The sequence below is a fragment of the Selenomonas sp. oral taxon 892 str. F0426 genome (genome assembly GCF_000468035.1).
Classification (GTDB): domain Bacteria; phylum Bacillota; class Negativicutes; order Selenomonadales; family Selenomonadaceae; genus Centipeda.
Genome location: NZ_KI260539.1, coordinates 222,376 through 238,799 on the forward strand (window position 1 = coordinate 222,376; position 16,424 = coordinate 238,799).

14 protein-coding genes and 1 riboswitch are annotated in these 16,424 nt (G+C 56.2%); all 14 genes read left to right on the plus strand.

Going from position 1 to position 16,424, the window contains the following annotated elements; translation table 11 throughout:
• The first annotated feature begins 23 nt into the window (after positions 1-23).
• On the plus strand, positions 24-1,055 hold the full coding sequence (locus HMPREF1992_RS06305; protein ID WP_021685026.1) for an aspartate-semialdehyde dehydrogenase: 1,032 nt from the start codon (positions 24-26) through the stop codon (positions 1,053-1,055).
• A 254-nt stretch (positions 1,056-1,309) separates the two neighbouring features.
• Positions 1,310-1,753: a division/cell wall cluster transcriptional repressor MraZ gene (mraZ, locus tag HMPREF1992_RS06310; RefSeq protein WP_021685028.1), complete on the plus strand. Its 444-nt coding sequence runs from the start codon at positions 1,310-1,312 to the stop codon at positions 1,751-1,753.
• Positions 1,750-2,685, plus strand: coding sequence for a 16S rRNA (cytosine(1402)-N(4))-methyltransferase RsmH (rsmH, locus tag HMPREF1992_RS06315; RefSeq protein ID WP_021685029.1), 936 nt, complete (start codon positions 1,750-1,752; stop codon positions 2,683-2,685). The genes mraZ and rsmH overlap by 4 nt, the downstream gene beginning before the upstream one ends.
• 31 nt (positions 2,686-2,716) lie before the next feature.
• The gene (locus tag HMPREF1992_RS06320; protein ID WP_021685030.1) at positions 2,717-3,088 is read left to right on the plus strand and encodes a cell division protein FtsL; all 372 of its coding nucleotides are present in this window, start codon (positions 2,717-2,719) and stop codon (positions 3,086-3,088) included.
• Positions 3,089-3,094: 6 nt separating this feature from the next.
• Entirely contained in the window at positions 3,095-4,579 is a 1,485-nt protein-coding gene (locus HMPREF1992_RS06325) for a UDP-N-acetylmuramoyl-L-alanyl-D-glutamate--2,6-diaminopimelate ligase (RefSeq protein ID WP_021685031.1), read from the plus strand.
• Position 4,580: 1 nt separating this feature from the next.
• Positions 4,581-5,987: a UDP-N-acetylmuramoyl-tripeptide--D-alanyl-D-alanine ligase gene (gene murF, locus HMPREF1992_RS06330; protein WP_021685032.1), complete on the plus strand. Its 1,407-nt coding sequence runs from the start codon at positions 4,581-4,583 to the stop codon at positions 5,985-5,987.
• Positions 5,987-6,970 (plus strand): phospho-N-acetylmuramoyl-pentapeptide-transferase, encoded by a 984-nt coding sequence (gene mraY, locus HMPREF1992_RS06335; protein ID WP_021685033.1) that lies wholly within the window; start codon positions 5,987-5,989, stop codon positions 6,968-6,970. The genes murF and mraY overlap by 1 nt, the downstream gene beginning before the upstream one ends.
• Positions 6,971-7,005: 35 nt before the next feature.
• The gene (murD, locus tag HMPREF1992_RS06340) at positions 7,006-8,388 is read left to right on the plus strand and encodes a UDP-N-acetylmuramoyl-L-alanine--D-glutamate ligase (RefSeq protein ID WP_021685034.1); all 1,383 of its coding nucleotides are present in this window, start codon (positions 7,006-7,008) and stop codon (positions 8,386-8,388) included.
• Complete coding sequence (gene murG, locus HMPREF1992_RS06345; RefSeq protein WP_021685035.1) at positions 8,385-9,500, plus strand: undecaprenyldiphospho-muramoylpentapeptide beta-N-acetylglucosaminyltransferase; 1,116 nt, start codon at positions 8,385-8,387, stop codon at positions 9,498-9,500. The genes murD and murG overlap by 4 nt, the downstream gene beginning before the upstream one ends.
• A gap of 6 nt (positions 9,501-9,506) precedes the next feature.
• Positions 9,507-11,837 carry a UDP-N-acetylmuramate--L-alanine ligase gene (gene murC, locus HMPREF1992_RS06350; RefSeq protein ID WP_021685036.1) on the plus strand — a complete coding sequence of 777 codons (2,331 nt, stop codon included), beginning with the start codon at positions 9,507-9,509 and terminating at the stop codon, positions 11,835-11,837.
• Entirely contained in the window at positions 11,834-12,565 is a 732-nt protein-coding gene (locus tag HMPREF1992_RS06355; protein WP_021685037.1) for a cell division protein FtsQ/DivIB, read from the plus strand. The genes murC and HMPREF1992_RS06355 overlap by 4 nt, the downstream gene beginning before the upstream one ends.
• The gene (locus HMPREF1992_RS06360; RefSeq protein ID WP_021685038.1) at positions 12,566-13,267 is read left to right on the plus strand and encodes a DUF881 domain-containing protein; all 702 of its coding nucleotides are present in this window, start codon (positions 12,566-12,568) and stop codon (positions 13,265-13,267) included.
• On the plus strand, positions 13,264-13,614 hold the full coding sequence (locus tag HMPREF1992_RS06365; RefSeq protein ID WP_021685039.1) for a small basic family protein: 351 nt from the start codon (positions 13,264-13,266) through the stop codon (positions 13,612-13,614). The genes HMPREF1992_RS06360 and HMPREF1992_RS06365 overlap by 4 nt, the downstream gene beginning before the upstream one ends.
• Before the next feature lie 159 nt (positions 13,615-13,773).
• Positions 13,774-13,948: riboswitch (cobalamin riboswitch) on the plus strand.
• A gap of 188 nt (positions 13,949-14,136) precedes the next feature.
• Positions 14,137-16,371 carry a TonB-dependent receptor gene (locus HMPREF1992_RS06370; RefSeq protein WP_021685041.1) on the plus strand — a complete coding sequence of 745 codons (2,235 nt, stop codon included), beginning with the start codon at positions 14,137-14,139 and terminating at the stop codon, positions 16,369-16,371.
• Positions 16,372-16,424 lie beyond the last annotated feature (53 nt).

Sequence of the window (16,424 nt, forward strand, 5' to 3'; positions counted from 1 at the left end):
GAGATAGATAAGGGGAATAGATTATGAAGAAATATCGCGTCGCCATCCTCGGTGCAACGGGCGCCGTCGGTCAGGAGTTTCTGAACCTCATCGAGGAGAGGCGGTTCCCGTTCTCGGAGTTGCGTCTCCTCGCGTCCAGCCGCTCGGCGGGCAAAAAGATCGCATTCATGGGAAAGGAGTACACGGTTGAGGAGGCGACGCCAGACTCCTTCAACGGAATTGACATTGCTCTCTTTGCGGGCGGCGCAGCGGGCAAGGATCTTGCACCCCATGCGGTAAAGGCGGGCGCTGTCGTTATCGACAACTCGAGTACATTCCGGATGGATCCGGAGGTGCCGCTTGTCGTGCCCGAGGTCAATCCCGAAGCGATCAAGAAGCACAAGGGAATCATTGCAAATCCAAACTGCTCGACCATCATCATGGTGATGGGACTGAAACCTCTCTATGATCTCGCGAAGATTCGCCGCGTCGTCGTCTCAACGTATCAGGCGGTCTCCGGCGCGGGCAAGGAGGGGATGGCAGAGCTTGAGGAGCAGGTCGCTGCGCTCGCTGCGGGCAAAGAAGCCAAGGCAAGCATCCTGCCCGTCGGCAAGCTGCCAACGCACTATCAGATAGCGTTTAACCTCATCCCGCAGATCGATGTCTTCATGGACAACCTCTACACAAAAGAGGAGATGAAGATGATTGACGAGACGAAGAAGATCATGGAGGATGACAGCCTGCGCATCACGGCAACCACGGTGCGCGTGCCTGTCTACCGCAGTCATGCTGAGTCCGTCAACGTCGAGTTCGAGAGTGAGGTCTCACTCGATGCAGCGCGCAAAGCGATCGCTGCATTCCCCGGGATTGTCCTGCGTGACAATCCGGCAGAGCAGGAGTATCCGATGCCGCTCTTTACCTCAGGAAAAACAGATGTCGAGATCGGACGTCTGCGCCGTGACGAGTCGACGGAGAATGCATTGAACTTCTGGATCTGCGGTGATCAGATTCGAAAGGGCGCCGCACTTAACGCCCTTCAGATTGCGGAGTATATGATCGCGAACGAGCTTGTCTAAGTAAAACGATGGAAGGACTTATTTTCGTATAGGCGATAAGTCCTTTTTATATTTTCAATGAAATGTATACGAAATCCCTCTGCTCCTTTTATATCAAGGGGTAGAGGGATTTTTTTATGATTCATAAACAAAAAAAGAATACTTGTTTTCTTGAAAAAAAAAGGCGTTTTTGCTATAACTGTTAGTAAAAGTGGTGATTTGTGGTGGAAAGTGCCATAAGGTGGTGCAGAAAACCAGAAGGGTGGTGAGGCAGGATGTTCATGGGGGAGTACACCCACAGCATTGATGCGAAGGGACGCGTTATCCTGCCTGCCGATTTCCGTCAGGAACTTGGCGTCTCCTTCATCATCACGAAGGGGCTCGACGGCAGCCTCTTTCTCTTTCCACAGGCTGCCTGGGACGAGTTCGCGGCAAAGCTGCGCACGCTCTCCATTGCGGATCCGAATGCACGTGCTTTCGCTCGTTTCTTTATTGCGGGAGCACGCACGCTCGAATGCGATAAGCAAGGACGCTTTCTTGTGCCGGCCAACCTTCGTGCCTATGCAAATATTGGGCTTAAGCAGGATGTCATCCTAACGGGTGCAGATGCGCGTATCGAGGTGTGGGACAAGGAGAAGTGGCTGCGCTATGCGGGTGAGGTCGATCCAAACATCACGGAGATATCGACGCAGCTGGCGGGCTATGGGATTTCGATATGAGCGGCTTCCATCATGTGAGTGTTCTGCCGGAGGAAACAATCGAGGCGCTTTCCATTCGGTCGAATGGAATCTATGTGGACTGTACCCTTGGCGGGGCAGGACACGCAGGGAGAATCGCGTCACAGCTCTCTGCTGAGGGGCGTCTGATCGGCATCGATCAGGACGAAAACGCGATTGCAGCAGCGTCCGAGCGGCTCGCGGATGTCTCATGTAAGGTCACGCTCGTGCGGGACAACTTTCGCCATCTGCAGGATATTCTCGCGCGCGAGGGGGTCTCTGCCGTGGATGGCATTCTCTTTGATCTCGGTATTTCCTCCCCACAGATCGACACAGCAGAACGCGGCTTCTCCTATATGCAGGATGCACCGCTCGATATGCGCATGGACAGACGTGCGGTGCGGAGCGCATACACTGTTGTAAACGAATATACGGCGGATGAGCTGACGGAGATTTTCTACACATACGGTGAGGAGCGTTGGGCGAAGCGAATTGCCGCATTCATTGCAGAGGAGCGAAAGTCTCACCCCATCGAGACGACAGGTGAGCTTGTCGCCGTGATCGACCGTGCCGTACCAAAGCAGGTGCGTGCAAAGGGCGGGCATCCTGCCAAGCGCGTCTTTCAAGCGATCCGCATCGAGGTCAATGAGGAACTGACGATCCTCGCGGATGCTCTGACGGATGCTGTGCATGCACTCAGAGAGGGCGGACGGCTCGCGGTCATAACATTTCACTCGCTTGAGGATCGGATCGTAAAGAAGACACTGAAAGAGCTTGCGCGTGGCTGTATCTGCCCGCCGCAGACGCCGGTCTGCATCTGCGGACATGCGCCCGAATTGCGGCTGATCGGAAAGGCCCACGCCCCAAGTGCAGCGGAATGTGCTGCAAATCCACGGGCAAAGAGCGCGAAGCTGCGTGTTGCAGAGAAACTATAACAAATAGGTCGGTCAAAGGAGGTGAGGGCATATGCTGGCCCGCAGAGAAGAGGAATACGACTACGAGCCACTCGTCGCTGAGCCTGCACCACAGCTGGAGGAGGCAAAGGAACCGCTGATTCGGCGCGAGGTGAATACGAATCTGCGCAACTGTCTGCGTGCACTCTTCTTTCTTATCGCATTCGGCGCTATGGTTGTGACGCTGCTCGGCGGTATTGGCGCGAAGAACGGTTATACACTGCTTGATACGCAGCAGAGAGCAGACCAACTCGAGCAGGAGAATGAACGGCTGAAGATCGAGATCGCACAGCTGAAATCACCCTCACGTATTGAGGCCATTGCGGTGGAACAGCTGCATATGCAGGTGCCGCAGAATATGTATTTTTCGCATGAAGGGGAATGATGGCGCATGGTGAAGCGGTTGACAGAACTCGCGGCACTCGTGCCTGGGGCACGTATTGCGGGCAATGACGCTGAGATCAAGAGCATTGAACGGGATTCGCGCCAGGTTCAGGAGGGGACACTCTTTGTCTGCATCAGCGGTGCTCATGTGGATGCACACAGCTTTATACCGAATGCGGCGCGGGCGGGAGCTCGCGCTGTTTTGACGGAGCGGGAGACGCTCGATGTGCCCGCAGGGATCTCTGTTCTCCACGTACCAAACCTCCAAGAGGCACTGGACACGATTGTTCCGTATTTCTATAACTATCCGGCGCGTTCCATGCGTGTCATCGGTGTTACGGGCACGAACGGCAAGACGACGACGAGCTATCTCGTGCGTGCAATTCTGCGGTATGCAGGAAAACGCGTCGGGCTGATCGGAACGATACAGGTCATGATGGAGGATGAGGTGTTCCCTACGGCGAATACGACGCCGGACGTCATCGTCATGCAGCAGCTGCTTGCCGAGATGCGAACGCGTAAAATGGATGCCGTCGTAATGGAGGTCTCTTCGCACGCGCTCGATCAGGGGCGTGTCGCAGGCATCGAGTTTGATACGGCAGTGTTTACGAATCTGACGCAGGACCATCTCGACTACCACAAGACGATGGAAAACTACGCGCAGGCAAAGGCGCGCCTCTTCGATCTTGTATCGGAGGCGGGGACAAAGACGGGAAAGACGGCAGTCCTCAATGCGGATGATGCGGCGAGCGCGACAATGCGTGCGCATACGAGCTGTCCCATCATCTCGTACGGTGTAGAAAACAGCGGGGACCTGACGGCGCAGGACGCAGATCTCGCGCAGGATGGCATGGAATTGACTATCGTGCATGGTGGGGCGGAGTTTTCTCGTCTGCATATTGGCATCACGGGGCTGTTCAATGTCTACAATGTGCTTGCCGCAACGGGCGCGGCCCTTGCAGAGAAGGTGCCTGCAGAGGATATTTTGGCGGCGCTCAAGGCGTTCACGGGTGTACCGGGGCGGTTTGAACTCGTGCGCGAGGGACAGGATTTCTCCGTGATCGTGGACTATGCGCATACGCCGGACGGCATGGAGAATGTCCTGCGCACGGCACGTGCCGTAACACGCGGACGGATCATTGTTGTCTTTGGCTGCGGCGGTGACCGCGACCGGACGAAGCGTCCCATCATGGGACGAATCGGGGCGGAGAGTGCGGACATCGTTGTGCTGACGTCGGACAACCCGCGTACAGAGGATCCCGCCGCAATCCTGGACGAGGTGGAGACGGGCGTCCTGCCCGTGATCGGTGAAAAGCCGTATGAGAAGCTGGTCGACCGCCGCACGGCGATCTTCCATGCGGTGCAGACGGCGCGCGCGGGCGATACGGTCGTTATCCTCGGCAAGGGACATGAGAACTATCAGATACTGAAGGACGGGACGATTCACTTTGACGACCGTGAGACGGCGCGCGAAGCGATCAGGGGGCTGTGAAATGGCGATGACATGGGACGAGATGCTTGCGGTGACAGGAGCCGAGGTACACAGCGGGAAAGTTCGTGAAAATGACACGATTCCTCATATCACAACGGATACGCGGAAGATCGCCGAGGGGGATCTCTTTATCGCGCTGCGCGGGGAGAATTTTGACGGCGCAGACTTTGCTGCGGACGCACTTGCAAAGGGCGCAGCAGCGGTTCTCATTGGCACGCCAATCTCAAAGTCGGTGGAAGAGGACCTGAGGAAGCAGCAGGGTGCTGTCCTCGCGGTGGAGGACACGCTCAAGGCGTATCAGGCGATTGCGCACGCGTGGCGCATGAAGTTCGATATTCCCGTCGTTGCAATTACCGGCTCGAACGGAAAGACGACGACGAAGGATCTGACGGCTGCCGTCCTCTCGGGACGTGGGGCGGTCTGTCGGACAGCGGCGAACTACAACAACGAAATTGGGCTGCCGCTGACGCTGCTGGGCATCACTGAGGCGGATACCGCAGCCGTCGTGGAGATCGGCATGCGCGGCCTTGGACAGATTGCAGCACTTGCGCCCGTTGCCGCACCGAATATCGCCATTGTGACAAACGTGTGCGAGGTGCACATGGAGCTGCTCGGCTCCCTTGAGAATATCGCAAAGGCGAAGGCGGAACTCGTGCAGGCAGTCCCTGTCGGCGGGACGGTACTCCTCAACGCGGACGATGAACGCGTTGCCGCCATGCGCTCCTGCGCGGCGGACGGCGTGCGCGTTCTGACGTACGGTATCAGCGCGGAGGCGGATATCCGTGCGGAGGCACTGCGCTGCGGCGTGGATGGCTCGCGGTTTATGGTGACATGGGCGAATGAGCGGCATGATTACAGCATACCGCTCGCCGGACGGCACAATGTCAGCAACACGCTTGCGGCTCTCGCGGCAGGATTCGTGCTCGGACTCACGCCGCAGGAGATGCAGATGGGGCTGCGCGGGCTCACCCCGACGAAGATGCGCTACGAGGTACATGAGGTCGGCGCATGGCGCTTCATCAATGATGCCTACAACGCGAGTCCCTCGTCCATGCGCGCGGCGATCGAGACAACGGCAGCGCTCTATGAGGGGCGCAAGGTTGCCGTACTCGGTGATATGCTCGAACTCGGTGCTGCTGCCGAGGAGGCACACAGGGCGATCGGGCGCAGGGCGGCGAAGCTTGGATTTGCGGTGCTCGTGACCTATGGTGTGCAGGCACGTTGGATTCATGAGAGCGCAGAGGCCGCAGGCTGTGCCCTCTGTCATCATGCAGAGAGCCATGCGGCGGCGGCGGCGTTTCTGCGCACGGCTCTTGCGGACGGTGACACCGTGCTCTTCAAGGGGTCGCGCGGCATGCGCATGGAGGAGATCATTGCACTCCTGACAGGAGAGGAAGCGGGGCACTGATGGAATATATCTCGGATCTTTCGCCGTGGCTGCTCCTGCTCCTGACGCTTGTGACGGCACTTGCGATCGTGCTCTTCAGCGGCGTCTATTTCCTCCCGTTTCTGCATCGTCTGAAATACGGGCAGAGCATCCGGGAGGAGGGCCCCGCGAGCCATCAGAAAAAAAACGGGACACCGACGATGGGCGGCGTGATGATTGTGCTCGCCGTGACGCTCTCGACACTTCTCTTTGCGCCGCTCACGGTAACGACACTGCTCGCACTCTTCATCTTTCTCGGGCATTTTCTGCTCGGCTTTGCGGACGACTACATCAAGGTGGTAAAAAAGCGCAACCTGGGTCTGCGTGCTTATCAAAAACTCCTCGGTCAGCTCCTCATATCCCTGGTCACCATCCTGATCGGACGCAGCCTGCTCGGACACGATACGAGCGTATGGGTGCCGATCCTCGGAGAGATGTGGGACATCGGCGTGCTCTACTACGTTCTCGTCGTATTCGTTCTCGTCGGTACGTCGAACGCGGTCAATCTGACGGACGGACTCGACGGGCTTGCCTCCGGCACGGTCGCCGCAGCGGCGATCTTCTATGCCGTGCTCATGTACGGCACAGATCATGGCTTGATGGTCTTTTCTGCGGCAATAATTGGTGCATGTATAGGCTTTTTGTGGTATAATCATCATCCGGCGCGTATCTTCATGGGAGATACGGGATCGCTCGCACTTGGCGGCGCACTTGCGGCGGTGGCGATCCTCTCGCATACAGAGGCACTTCTGCCCATTGTGGGCTTTGTTTTCGTCTGTGAGGCACTGTCCGTGATTCTGCAGGTCATCTCGTTTCAGACGCGCGGCAAGCGCATTTTCCGCATGAGTCCGATCCACCATCACTTCGAACTCGGCGGATGGAGCGAGACGCGCGTCGTCTACACATTCTGGGCGGTTGGCGCGACTGGTGCGCTCCTTGCGTGGATCGTGGTACTCATATCATAAAAAGACTTTCATCAACATAAGGGGGACACAGGGAATTGTCCTATAACAATCAGTCTGCGCTCGTCATTGGGGCGGGCATCAGTGGTTTTGCAGCGGCGAAGTACCTCGCGTCTGCAGGGGCGTGCGTGACGCTCTCGGATGCGAAGGACGAGGCGGACGCAGAAAAGGATCCGCTGACACAGCAGCATATTGAGGATTTACGGACGCAGGGAATCTCCTGCGTCTTTGGTGCACAAAGGGAGGAACTGCTGGAGGGGACGGATCTCATCGTCCTTTCGCCCGCCGTGCCGGAGCGCATCCCTCTCGTGCAGGCAGCACGTGCGCGCGGGATCCGCGTCACCACAGAGGTGGAACTGGCGGGGGAGATCGCGCGTGCGCCCATCTATGCCATTACGGGGACGAATGGGAAGACAACGACCACGACCCTCCTCGGCGAGCTTTTGCGCGCGCATTTCCCTGCGGTCGGTGTCGGCGGCAACATTGGTGTGCCCCTCATCGATGTAGCGCAGGAGACGCCTGCGGACGGTGCGATCGCGGCGGAGATTTCGAGCTATCAGATGGAGGCGACCGCACATTTTCATGCGGCGATTGTTGCGGAGCTGAATGTGACCCCCGACCACATCGTTCGTCACGGTTCGATGGAGGTCTATCAGGCGATGAAGGAGAAGCTCTTTGCTGCGCAGACGGCAGAGGATGTTCTCGTGCTGAACTATGATGATCCGCATACGCGCTCCATGGCCGACCGTGCGAAGGGGCGGGTCTGCTTCTTCAGCCGCCGGGAGGAACTCGCTGAGGGCGCGGTCGTGCGCGCGGACGGCATGATCGTCATTCGATGGAACGATGAGGAGCACGTCCTGATCAGGACGGATGAACTCGGCATTCCGGGCGGGCACAACGTCGAGAACGCGCTTGCGGCGGCGGCCATGGCATTCTTCGCAGGTGTGACGCCGGCAGAGATGCGTCCCGTCCTGCGCGCGTTCAAGGGTGTGGAGCACCGCATCGAGTTCGTGCGCACGCTGGACAATGTCAGCTACTACAACGACTCCAAGGCAACGAATACGGACTCAGCGATCAAGGCCCTTGAGGCGTTCGACGGACATATCATCCTGATTGCGGGCGGCGATGACAAGCTGACCGACCTCACGGAGTTTATGGCGCTTGTGTGTGCGCGTGTGGACGAGCTGATTCTCGTCGGCGATGCGGCGGAGCGTTTTGCGGCTGCTGCACTGGACGCCGGAATCGCAGCGGAGCACATCCACCGTGCGGGCTATCATATGGTGGAGGCAGTGCGCATCGCACATGAACTCGCAGCTGCGGGGCAGACGGTACTGCTCTCTCCTGCCTGCGCCAGCTTTGATATGTATGGAGGCTATGAGGAACGCGGGCGTGACTTCAAGAGGATCGTGAACGAGCTATGAACATCATCGTATCCGGCGGAGGGACGGGCGGACATATCTATCCGGCGCTCACGATTATCCGCGCAATCCAGGAGATGGAACCCTCTGCGCGTATCCTTTATGTCGGCGGAAGGAACGGACTCGAGGCAGACATTGTGCCGCGCGAGGGAATCGACTTCATTGCGATGGATCTCGCGGGATTTGAACGCAAAATAACACTTGAGAATATTGGACGTGTATGGCGTGCCCTGCGTGCCGTGGCGCGTGCGCGCGGTATCGTGCAGGGGTTTCAGCCCAACGTTGCGATCGGGACGGGCGGCTATGCTGCAGGGCCAATCCTACTCGCAGCGAGCCTTGCGGGGGTGCCGACCCTCGTGCAGGAGCAGAATGTCTTTGCGGGGGTGACGAACCGCATCCTTGCGAAGTTTGCGACAGCGATTGCCGTCGGCATGGAGGATGCACAGAACGTCTTTCCGAAAGAAAAGACCTACGTGACAGGCAATCCGATTCGTCCGGAGGTGCTGACAGCAACGCGTGCGGATGGCGCACGAGCATTTGGCTTTGACCCTGCGAAAAAGACAGTACTCGTCTCGGGCGGCAGCCGTGGGGCACGTTCAATCAACCGCGCAATGGTCGAGGTCATTGCGCGTGCGGCAGAGCAGACGGAGGTACAGTACCTTCATGTGACGGGGGCAGATGAGCACGGAGATACGCTCGCGCGCATTCGGAATGCAGGCGTGCGGCTTGAGGAGCATCCGCATCTGCGTGTCCTGCCGTATCTCTACAATATGCCCGAGGCAATGGCAATGGCCGATGTAGCTGTCTTTCGCGCGGGCGCGACAGGGCTGGCAGAGCTCGCGGCACGGGGGGTGCCGGCGATCCTCATTCCATACCCGTACGCAGCAGAGAACCATCAGGAGAAGAATGCGCGCTCTGTGGAGGCAGCGGGAGCCGCAGAGGTGATCCTCAACAGCGATCTCAGCGGCGCCGTGCTGGAGCAGTCCCTTCATGGGCTGCTCGCGGATGACGCACGGCGGACGGTAATGGCAGCGGCGATGAAGCGCCTTGGAAAACCGGAGGCAGCGGAGGAGATTGCAGCGCTTGCGCTGCGCATTAGTAAAAGAGAAGGGTGAAGGGCGATGCTCAAGGATTTGAAGGGGATTCACAGCATTCATTTTGTCGGAATTGGCGGTGCCGGGATGAGTCCGCTTGCGAAGATTCTCCTCCTGCTCGGCTATCAGGTATCCGGGTCCGATCAGGGGTCATCGCCCATCATCGAGGAACTCGTACGTCTCGGTGCACGCATATGGACGGACGGGCAGCGTGCTGAGAATGTGCGCGGCGTCGATGCCATCGTCGTTTCCACGGCGATTCCATACGACAACCCCGAGGTGATTGCGGCGTGGGATCTGCGCATTCCGAAGCTGCACCGGTCGGACATCAATGCCGCCCTCGTCAACGAGTATGATGGGATTGCTGTCGCAGGCTCGCATGGCAAGACGACGACTACCTCCATGATCGGTGTGACGCTCGACCGTGTGGGTGTATCACCGACCATCATTGTCGGCGGCGAGGTGCCCGATCTCGGCACGAATGCGAAGCTCGGCACGAGCCGCTTCCTTGTCTCTGAGGCAGACGAGAGTGACGGTTCCTTCCTCAAACTGCATCCACACATCGCCGTAGTGACGAATGTCGAGGATGACCACATGGATCATTACGGAACGATGGAGAAGATCATCGCGGCATTCCATCAGTTCATCGACCAGGTGGATGAGGACGGCACAGCAGTCCTCTGTTTCGAGAATGAGATCCTGCGCCAGATTGCGGCCGAGACGACGCGCAGGGTGGTTTCGTATGCGATTGATCAGGAGGCAGACTACCGCGGTGCAGACATCGAGACGCATGGCCCCATTATTTCCTTCACCGTCTTTGAGCGCGGCGTGGAGATGGGGCGTGTTTCCCTTAATATTCCGGGACGTCACAATGTGCTCAATGCGCTTGCCTGCATTGCTGTTGCGCGCCTTGCAGGTGTCGGATTTACACAAATTCAGGATGCTCTTGCGGGCTTTCATGGAGCGAAGCGCCGTTTTCAGACGAAGGGGAAGGAACGCGGCATCTGGGTTGTAGACGACTATGCCCATCACCCGACAGAGATCGCTGTAACTCTGGCGGCAGCACGTCAGACGAATCCCGGACGACTTGTCTGCGTATTTCAGCCGCATCGCTACTCTCGGACGAAGCTGCTGCGTGCAGAGTTCGGGGCATGCTTTGCCGCTGCCGATTTGCTTCTCCTCACCGATATCTATGCAGCGGGGGAGGCGCCGATTCCTGGTATCAGCGGGCAGACACTGATGGAGGAGGTTGCAAAGCAGACAGGGCAGGATACCGTATATTTGCCTGCTCGCGAAGATCTGGAGCACTATCTCGCGCACAATGTGCGCGCGGATGATCTTGTCATCACGATGGGCGCAGGCAACATTCTCGAGGTCGGCGAGGCTCTTGTTGAACAGTTAAAAAAAGGGGCGGCAGGTACGGGAGAGCAGCCCATTGTCGTCGTCATGGGAGGTCCCTCCACCGAGGCTGAGGTATCACGGCGCTCGGGCGGTGCGATCCTCGATGCTCTGCGTGGGAAGGGGTACCCTGCTGTCGGGATGGAACTGGAACCCAACACCTTTGCCGAGGATATTCAAAAACTCCACCCTGCGATCGTATTCAACGCACTTCACGGGAAATACGGCGAGGACGGCGTCTTGCAGGGGACACTCGACATGCTTGGCATTCCATACACTGGATCGGGTGTACGTGCTGCTGCCCTTACAATGGACAAACTCACGGCGAAGCGCCTCTTTCAGGCGGAGGGGATTGCAACGCCGCGCTTCTGGTGTGTTTCCGCAAATGAGCGGGATGCACACACGGCGGAGCGCATCACTGCAGCATTTGATCTGCCCGTTGTCATCAAGGCGCCGGAGCAGGGATCGAGCATCGGCGTCTACATCATTACGCGGGCAGAGGATGTGCAGCCAGCCCTCGACAAAGCGTTCTCCTATGGCGATACCGTGCTTGTGGAGGAGTTCATTCATGGACGGGAGCTGACCGTTGTCGTCTGGGGAACAGCCTCTGACGCAGAGGCGCTTCCTGTTATCGAGATCACGACGATCTCTGGACGCTATGACTACGAGAGCAAATATACACCGGGCGCATCTGCTCATATTGTTCCAGCCAATCTCACATCAGAATGTACGGAGAAAGTCCAGGACATTGCCGTTCGAGCCTTCAAAGTGTGCGGCTGTGCAGGGGTGGCGCGTATCGATGTCATGCTGAGCGAAGCAGGGCAGCCCTATGCCATCGAGGTCAACGCCGTGCCAGGCATGACGGCAACATCTCTTGTTCCCGATGCTGCGCGTGCGATCGGGTTGGAATTCCCGGAACTCTGTGAGAAAATCCTAACGATGGCGGGATACCGCCGATGAAATCGCGTCGTATCCTCAAGGGAGCATTCTACCTTCTAAGCATTGCTGCGATTATTGCCGCGCTCATCTACTCGCCGCTTTTTACCTTTCAGCAGCTTGTTGTGCGCGGCAACGTCCATCTGGATGAGGCCGAACTCTGTGAGATTGCGCGGATTCAATACGGCCAGCGCCTGTTTGAGCTAAAGACCGATGCCATGACGACCAATTTGCTGCATGATTTGCGCATCGAGTCGGCAGTGGTACGGCGCCAGTTGCCCAATAAAATTGAGATGGATATCGTCGAGCGCATCCCTGTTGCGACAGTCGCCTGCGACTATGGCTATCTGGATTTCGACCGGCAGGGTAAGGTCATTGCTAGCTATCGCGCCCTCAAGGGGGCAGAAATCCCCATTGTCACGGGGGTGAGGCTGCGTGATCTCTACATCGGCGATGACAATGACAATGCACAGGTTGCAAAGGTCATCACATTCCTCGGCAAGATCGATCCGGCGGATATCGGACAGATCTCCGAGGTTAACATCACTGCGCCGTCCGCTGTCGTCGCATACACGAAGAATGCCCTGCCGATTCGTCTGGGGAAGCTGGAAGAGCTTCCCGAAAAGGCAAGCCTGACACAGGATTTTTTACAGGATCAAAAGACCACGCGTCATACAATAGAGTATGTTGATTTCAGTTATGAAGCACCATTCATTAAACTTGCAGATAAGACAACCACAGAGGGGAAATAAATGAGACAGTTTTGGCAGGGCGGATGGCTTATTGCACTCGTCTGCATATTGATCGGATTCATGATTGCGGTGCAGTTTCGTACAGCACAGGATGGAAAGGGGAGCCTTTCTCAGCAGCGCATCGAAGAGATCTCGGATCGACTGCTCCAGACCGAGCATGAGCGCGACGAACTTGGTGAAGAGCTGCGCAAGATGCAGGCAGCGGCAGCCAATGCGGGGAATAATCAGGATCAGGAAATGCTGCGTTACCGTGCAGCACTCGTACCTCTTGAGGGCGAGGGTGTCATTGTGCGCATGGACGACAGTACGAAGCCTGTGAAGGCGGGAGAGAATCCGAACCTCTACGTCATCCATGACGACGATCTCCTGCGTGTTATCAACGAGCTGCGTGCAGCGGGCGCAGAGGCGATCTCCGTCAACGGGCAGCGCCTCACGGGCATCTCTGAGATTCGCTGTGCGGGGCCGACGCTTTCGGTGAACAATGTGCGTTCATCCGCACCGTTCGAGATTCGTGCCATCGGCGACAAGAAGTCACTTGAGAATTCACTGCGTATGCGCGGCGGCGTCGTTGAGACACTGAGCGTCTGGGGCATCCAGCTCGACATCACCGTCAGCGATGACGTCTACATCCCGCCTTATCGCGGAAGCATACGCCAGAACTATGCACGTGAAACGAAGGAGCGCGAGGAGGGAAGCAAATGATCTACATCGTTATTGTCAGCCTTGTGATTGGGCTTCTCATCGGCTATACCAGTCCGATCGTCATTCCGCTCGCGTACTCGAAACTCTTCTCCGTTGCGCTCGTCGCCGCACTGGATGCCGCATTCGGCGGCCTCAGAGCAGCGGTTGCGGAGCGCTTTGACAAGCACGTCTTTGTCACGGGATTCTTCTCAAACACGCTGCTTGCCGCGGCACTCGTCTTTATCGGTGACCGCCTCGGCATCGATCTCTACTATGTCGCGTTACTCGCGTTTGGCTTCCGTATTTTCAAGAACCTTGCCATTCTGCGCCGTTATCTGCTCAGGGATTATCGGGACGGTGCGAAATAGCATCAGAACCAATTCTTCCATACGTTCATCTGCCTGTTTGCAGCAGTGATAAGATCATTTTTCTTAGGATGATTTATTTTGTTTGAGAATTTGCGATGAAAGAATTGACAAGAATATTGGCGAGTGATATTCTTCTTAAAAGAGATAATTCCTTAAAAACAGCATAGTGTTCAATCAGGTGTCGCAAGACTTAATAGGGAAGTCGGTTGAAGCCGACGCGGTCCCGCCACTGTAACAGCGAGTGCCTCTGTGAAATGCCACTGGAAAAACCGGGAAGGTGCAGGGAAAACGATGAACTGAAGCCAGGAGAACTGCCTGATTTGGAATCGCCGATTGACCTACGAGTGATGGGGAGGAGATTACGTACATCGAAATTTTTTGGTGTATTAGTTTTACATGGCGCTTTTGCCATAATGTGATGAAATATTCAGCCTCATTTCTCGTTTGGGAGAAATGAGGCTGTTTTATATGTAATGATCTCTGTGTTATTTTTTAGGAGGAGAAAGGAAGTCTTTCACAAAAATGAATCCATGGAAAAAGAAATGTCTCACGTTGGCGGTTCTCTGCGCATTGACAGGAGGGAACACCTCCATTGCAGGCGCAGCTGAGAGTGATTTTGCTGCCGATGTATCATATGCAGAAAATGGAACGGAAGCGTCTTCTCGTTCTTTACAGAGTGAACGCGATCTTGGTGAGACCATCGTCACAGCGACCCGCATTTCAGAACCACTGATGAAGGTTGCCGCCAATGTCACAGTCATTACATCAAAGGAACTCGAAAAACGGCATGTGTTCAGCCTGCGCGAGGCTCTGGCACGCGAGGCGGGGATCTATGTCTCGCCGACGGCTGATGTCAAGGATGGTGTCATGCTGCGCGGCTTTTCCGGGACCGATATTCTCGTCATGTATAACGGGCAGATGCTAAACACCGCTTTTGACGGCGGTGTGAACTGGGATTCCATCCCGCTTGCCAGCATTGACCGCATTGAGATCGTGCGCGGTGCGGCATCCTCGCTCTACGGAGGCCATGCCGTTGCAGGTGTTATCAATATCATCACCAAGAAGCCGGATGCATCAGAGCGCACAAAGATGGAGCAGATTCACGGACAGATCGATGTCCTGCGCGGCAGCAATAATACCTGGCAGCGCGGGCTTCAGGTCACAGGCGGTGATCAAAACATTTCCTACCGTGTTGGCTATGAAAAGCGCACCTCGGATGGCTGGGTCGGACACGCTGTCACGGCGGAAGAGGATGATAGAAGCTATACGCCCAATGCAACCGGTTCCTTCCAAAAGCGGTCTAGCGGCGATTATATTGTGGGAAGCCGCGGAGCGAAGAAGAAGGAAAGCGAGAATACTTATGTTGATTTGAATTATGCGTTCGACAAGAACCGCTCGCTTGGTTATACCTATCTGCACGCGTCGTATGAGTATTCCTATCACGATCCCATCACCTATTTCCGCGATGCCGCTGGAAATCCCACGTTTTCGGGCATTGTGCAGCTGCCGAACAGCAACTACATTATTGTCACGCCCGACGACTTCCTAGGCTACCTTGGCAAGAGAGAGCAGGATATTCATAAGCTGCGCTATGAGGACACAAAGAACGATTTCAAGGCGGGGATTGGCTACAGCAACGCATGGAAGGATGGGTATTCCAGCGCTGATAGACCAACAAGTATTGATTGGACGGGAGCCGGAGACCGTGCAGAGTACCCGACAAAGAACTATAATGCAGATCTGCAAAAGAAGTGGATGGTTGGGAACAATACCGTGCTTGCCGGATTTTCGTGGATGAAGGATAAGATGCGCTATCGCAGATACGATCTCCTGCACTGGAAGGATTGGAGTTCAGTCTATGCAGCACCGTATCAGCAAAGTGGCGGCTCCGTGATGTCCACCGCACTCTTTGTGCAGGATGAACTGGCACTTGACGCACGTTGGAAACTGCAGCTCGGAATGCGCTATGACCGCTTTGACAAAAAGGACGGCTACTCCTATATCAATGCCGTACGCAAGGACTACGAAGATACATCGTTCCATGCGTGGAGTCCGAAGCTGGCAGTTAGTTACGAGCCGCAGAAAGATACCATGCTCTATGTGAGCTATGGGAAGTCCTTTAATCCACCATCGATTTATCGGCTGTATCGTCGTGCGGGGGACAGTGCGCGCTCCATCCAGGCAAATCCGAATTTGACCCCGGAAATCTCCCGTACACTTGAGCTGGGAATGAAGCAGAAGATTGATAAGAATACCTCCTATGGTCTGACGCTCTTCCGTGTGGACACTGCGGATAAGATTGCGATTGAGACGAGGAATCGTGTGCGTGCATACTACAATAGGAACGAGTCGATGATCAAGGGAGCGGAGTTCGAAGTGAAGCACCGTTTCCATCGCAACTGGCGGACGTATTTCAACTACACCTTTGAGTCCGGCGAGGATACGAGCGGTGGAACAACCTATCGCAACTGGGACCTGCCAAAGCATATGATGCGTTTCGGTATCGAGTACAACCGCGATAAGTTTAACGGCACACTGGATACACAGTACGTCGCAGAACGTCAGAGCATGGATACTGTGACGGGCGAATATGGCTCGGAGGACAGCTTCTTTGTTACCAACCTGTATCTCAATTATAAGATCAATGAGAACTTTAAGCTGCAGTTCGGCATTGAGAACCTTTTCAACCGCAAATACTATGCGGGTGAAACGGCGAACGACAGAACCTATACCTTTGGTACGTCATACTCGTTCTAAGACGATGTACGTCTGTCTTGAGGCCCCGACGGAGTGTCGGGGCTTCATTTGCT

Bases quoted from the DNA above. Each gene is read 5' to 3' on its own strand.
- HMPREF1992_RS06305 (WP_021685026.1), top strand. From the start codon at position 24: ATGAAGAAATATCGCGTCGCCATCCTCGGTGCAACGGGCGCCGTCGGT.
- mraZ (WP_021685028.1), top strand. From the start codon at position 1,310: ATGTTCATGGGGGAGTACACCCACAGCATTGATGCGAAGGGACGCGTT.
- rsmH (WP_021685029.1), top strand. From the start codon at position 1,750: ATGAGCGGCTTCCATCATGTGAGTGTTCTGCCGGAGGAAACAATCGAG.
- HMPREF1992_RS06320 (WP_021685030.1), top strand. From the start codon at position 2,717: ATGCTGGCCCGCAGAGAAGAGGAATACGACTACGAGCCACTCGTCGCT.
- HMPREF1992_RS06325 (WP_021685031.1), top strand. From the start codon at position 3,095: ATGGTGAAGCGGTTGACAGAACTCGCGGCACTCGTGCCTGGGGCACGT.
- murF (WP_021685032.1), top strand. From the start codon at position 4,581: ATGGCGATGACATGGGACGAGATGCTTGCGGTGACAGGAGCCGAGGTA.
- mraY (WP_021685033.1), top strand. From the start codon at position 5,987: ATGGAATATATCTCGGATCTTTCGCCGTGGCTGCTCCTGCTCCTGACG.
- murG (WP_021685035.1), top strand. From the start codon at position 8,385: ATGAACATCATCGTATCCGGCGGAGGGACGGGCGGACATATCTATCCG.
- murC (WP_021685036.1), top strand. From the start codon at position 9,507: ATGCTCAAGGATTTGAAGGGGATTCACAGCATTCATTTTGTCGGAATT.
- HMPREF1992_RS06355 (WP_021685037.1), top strand. From the start codon at position 11,834: ATGAAATCGCGTCGTATCCTCAAGGGAGCATTCTACCTTCTAAGCATT.
- HMPREF1992_RS06360 (WP_021685038.1), top strand. From the start codon at position 12,566: ATGAGACAGTTTTGGCAGGGCGGATGGCTTATTGCACTCGTCTGCATA.
- HMPREF1992_RS06365 (WP_021685039.1), top strand. From the start codon at position 13,264: ATGATCTACATCGTTATTGTCAGCCTTGTGATTGGGCTTCTCATCGGC.
- HMPREF1992_RS06370 (WP_021685041.1), top strand. From the start codon at position 14,137: ATGAATCCATGGAAAAAGAAATGTCTCACGTTGGCGGTTCTCTGCGCA.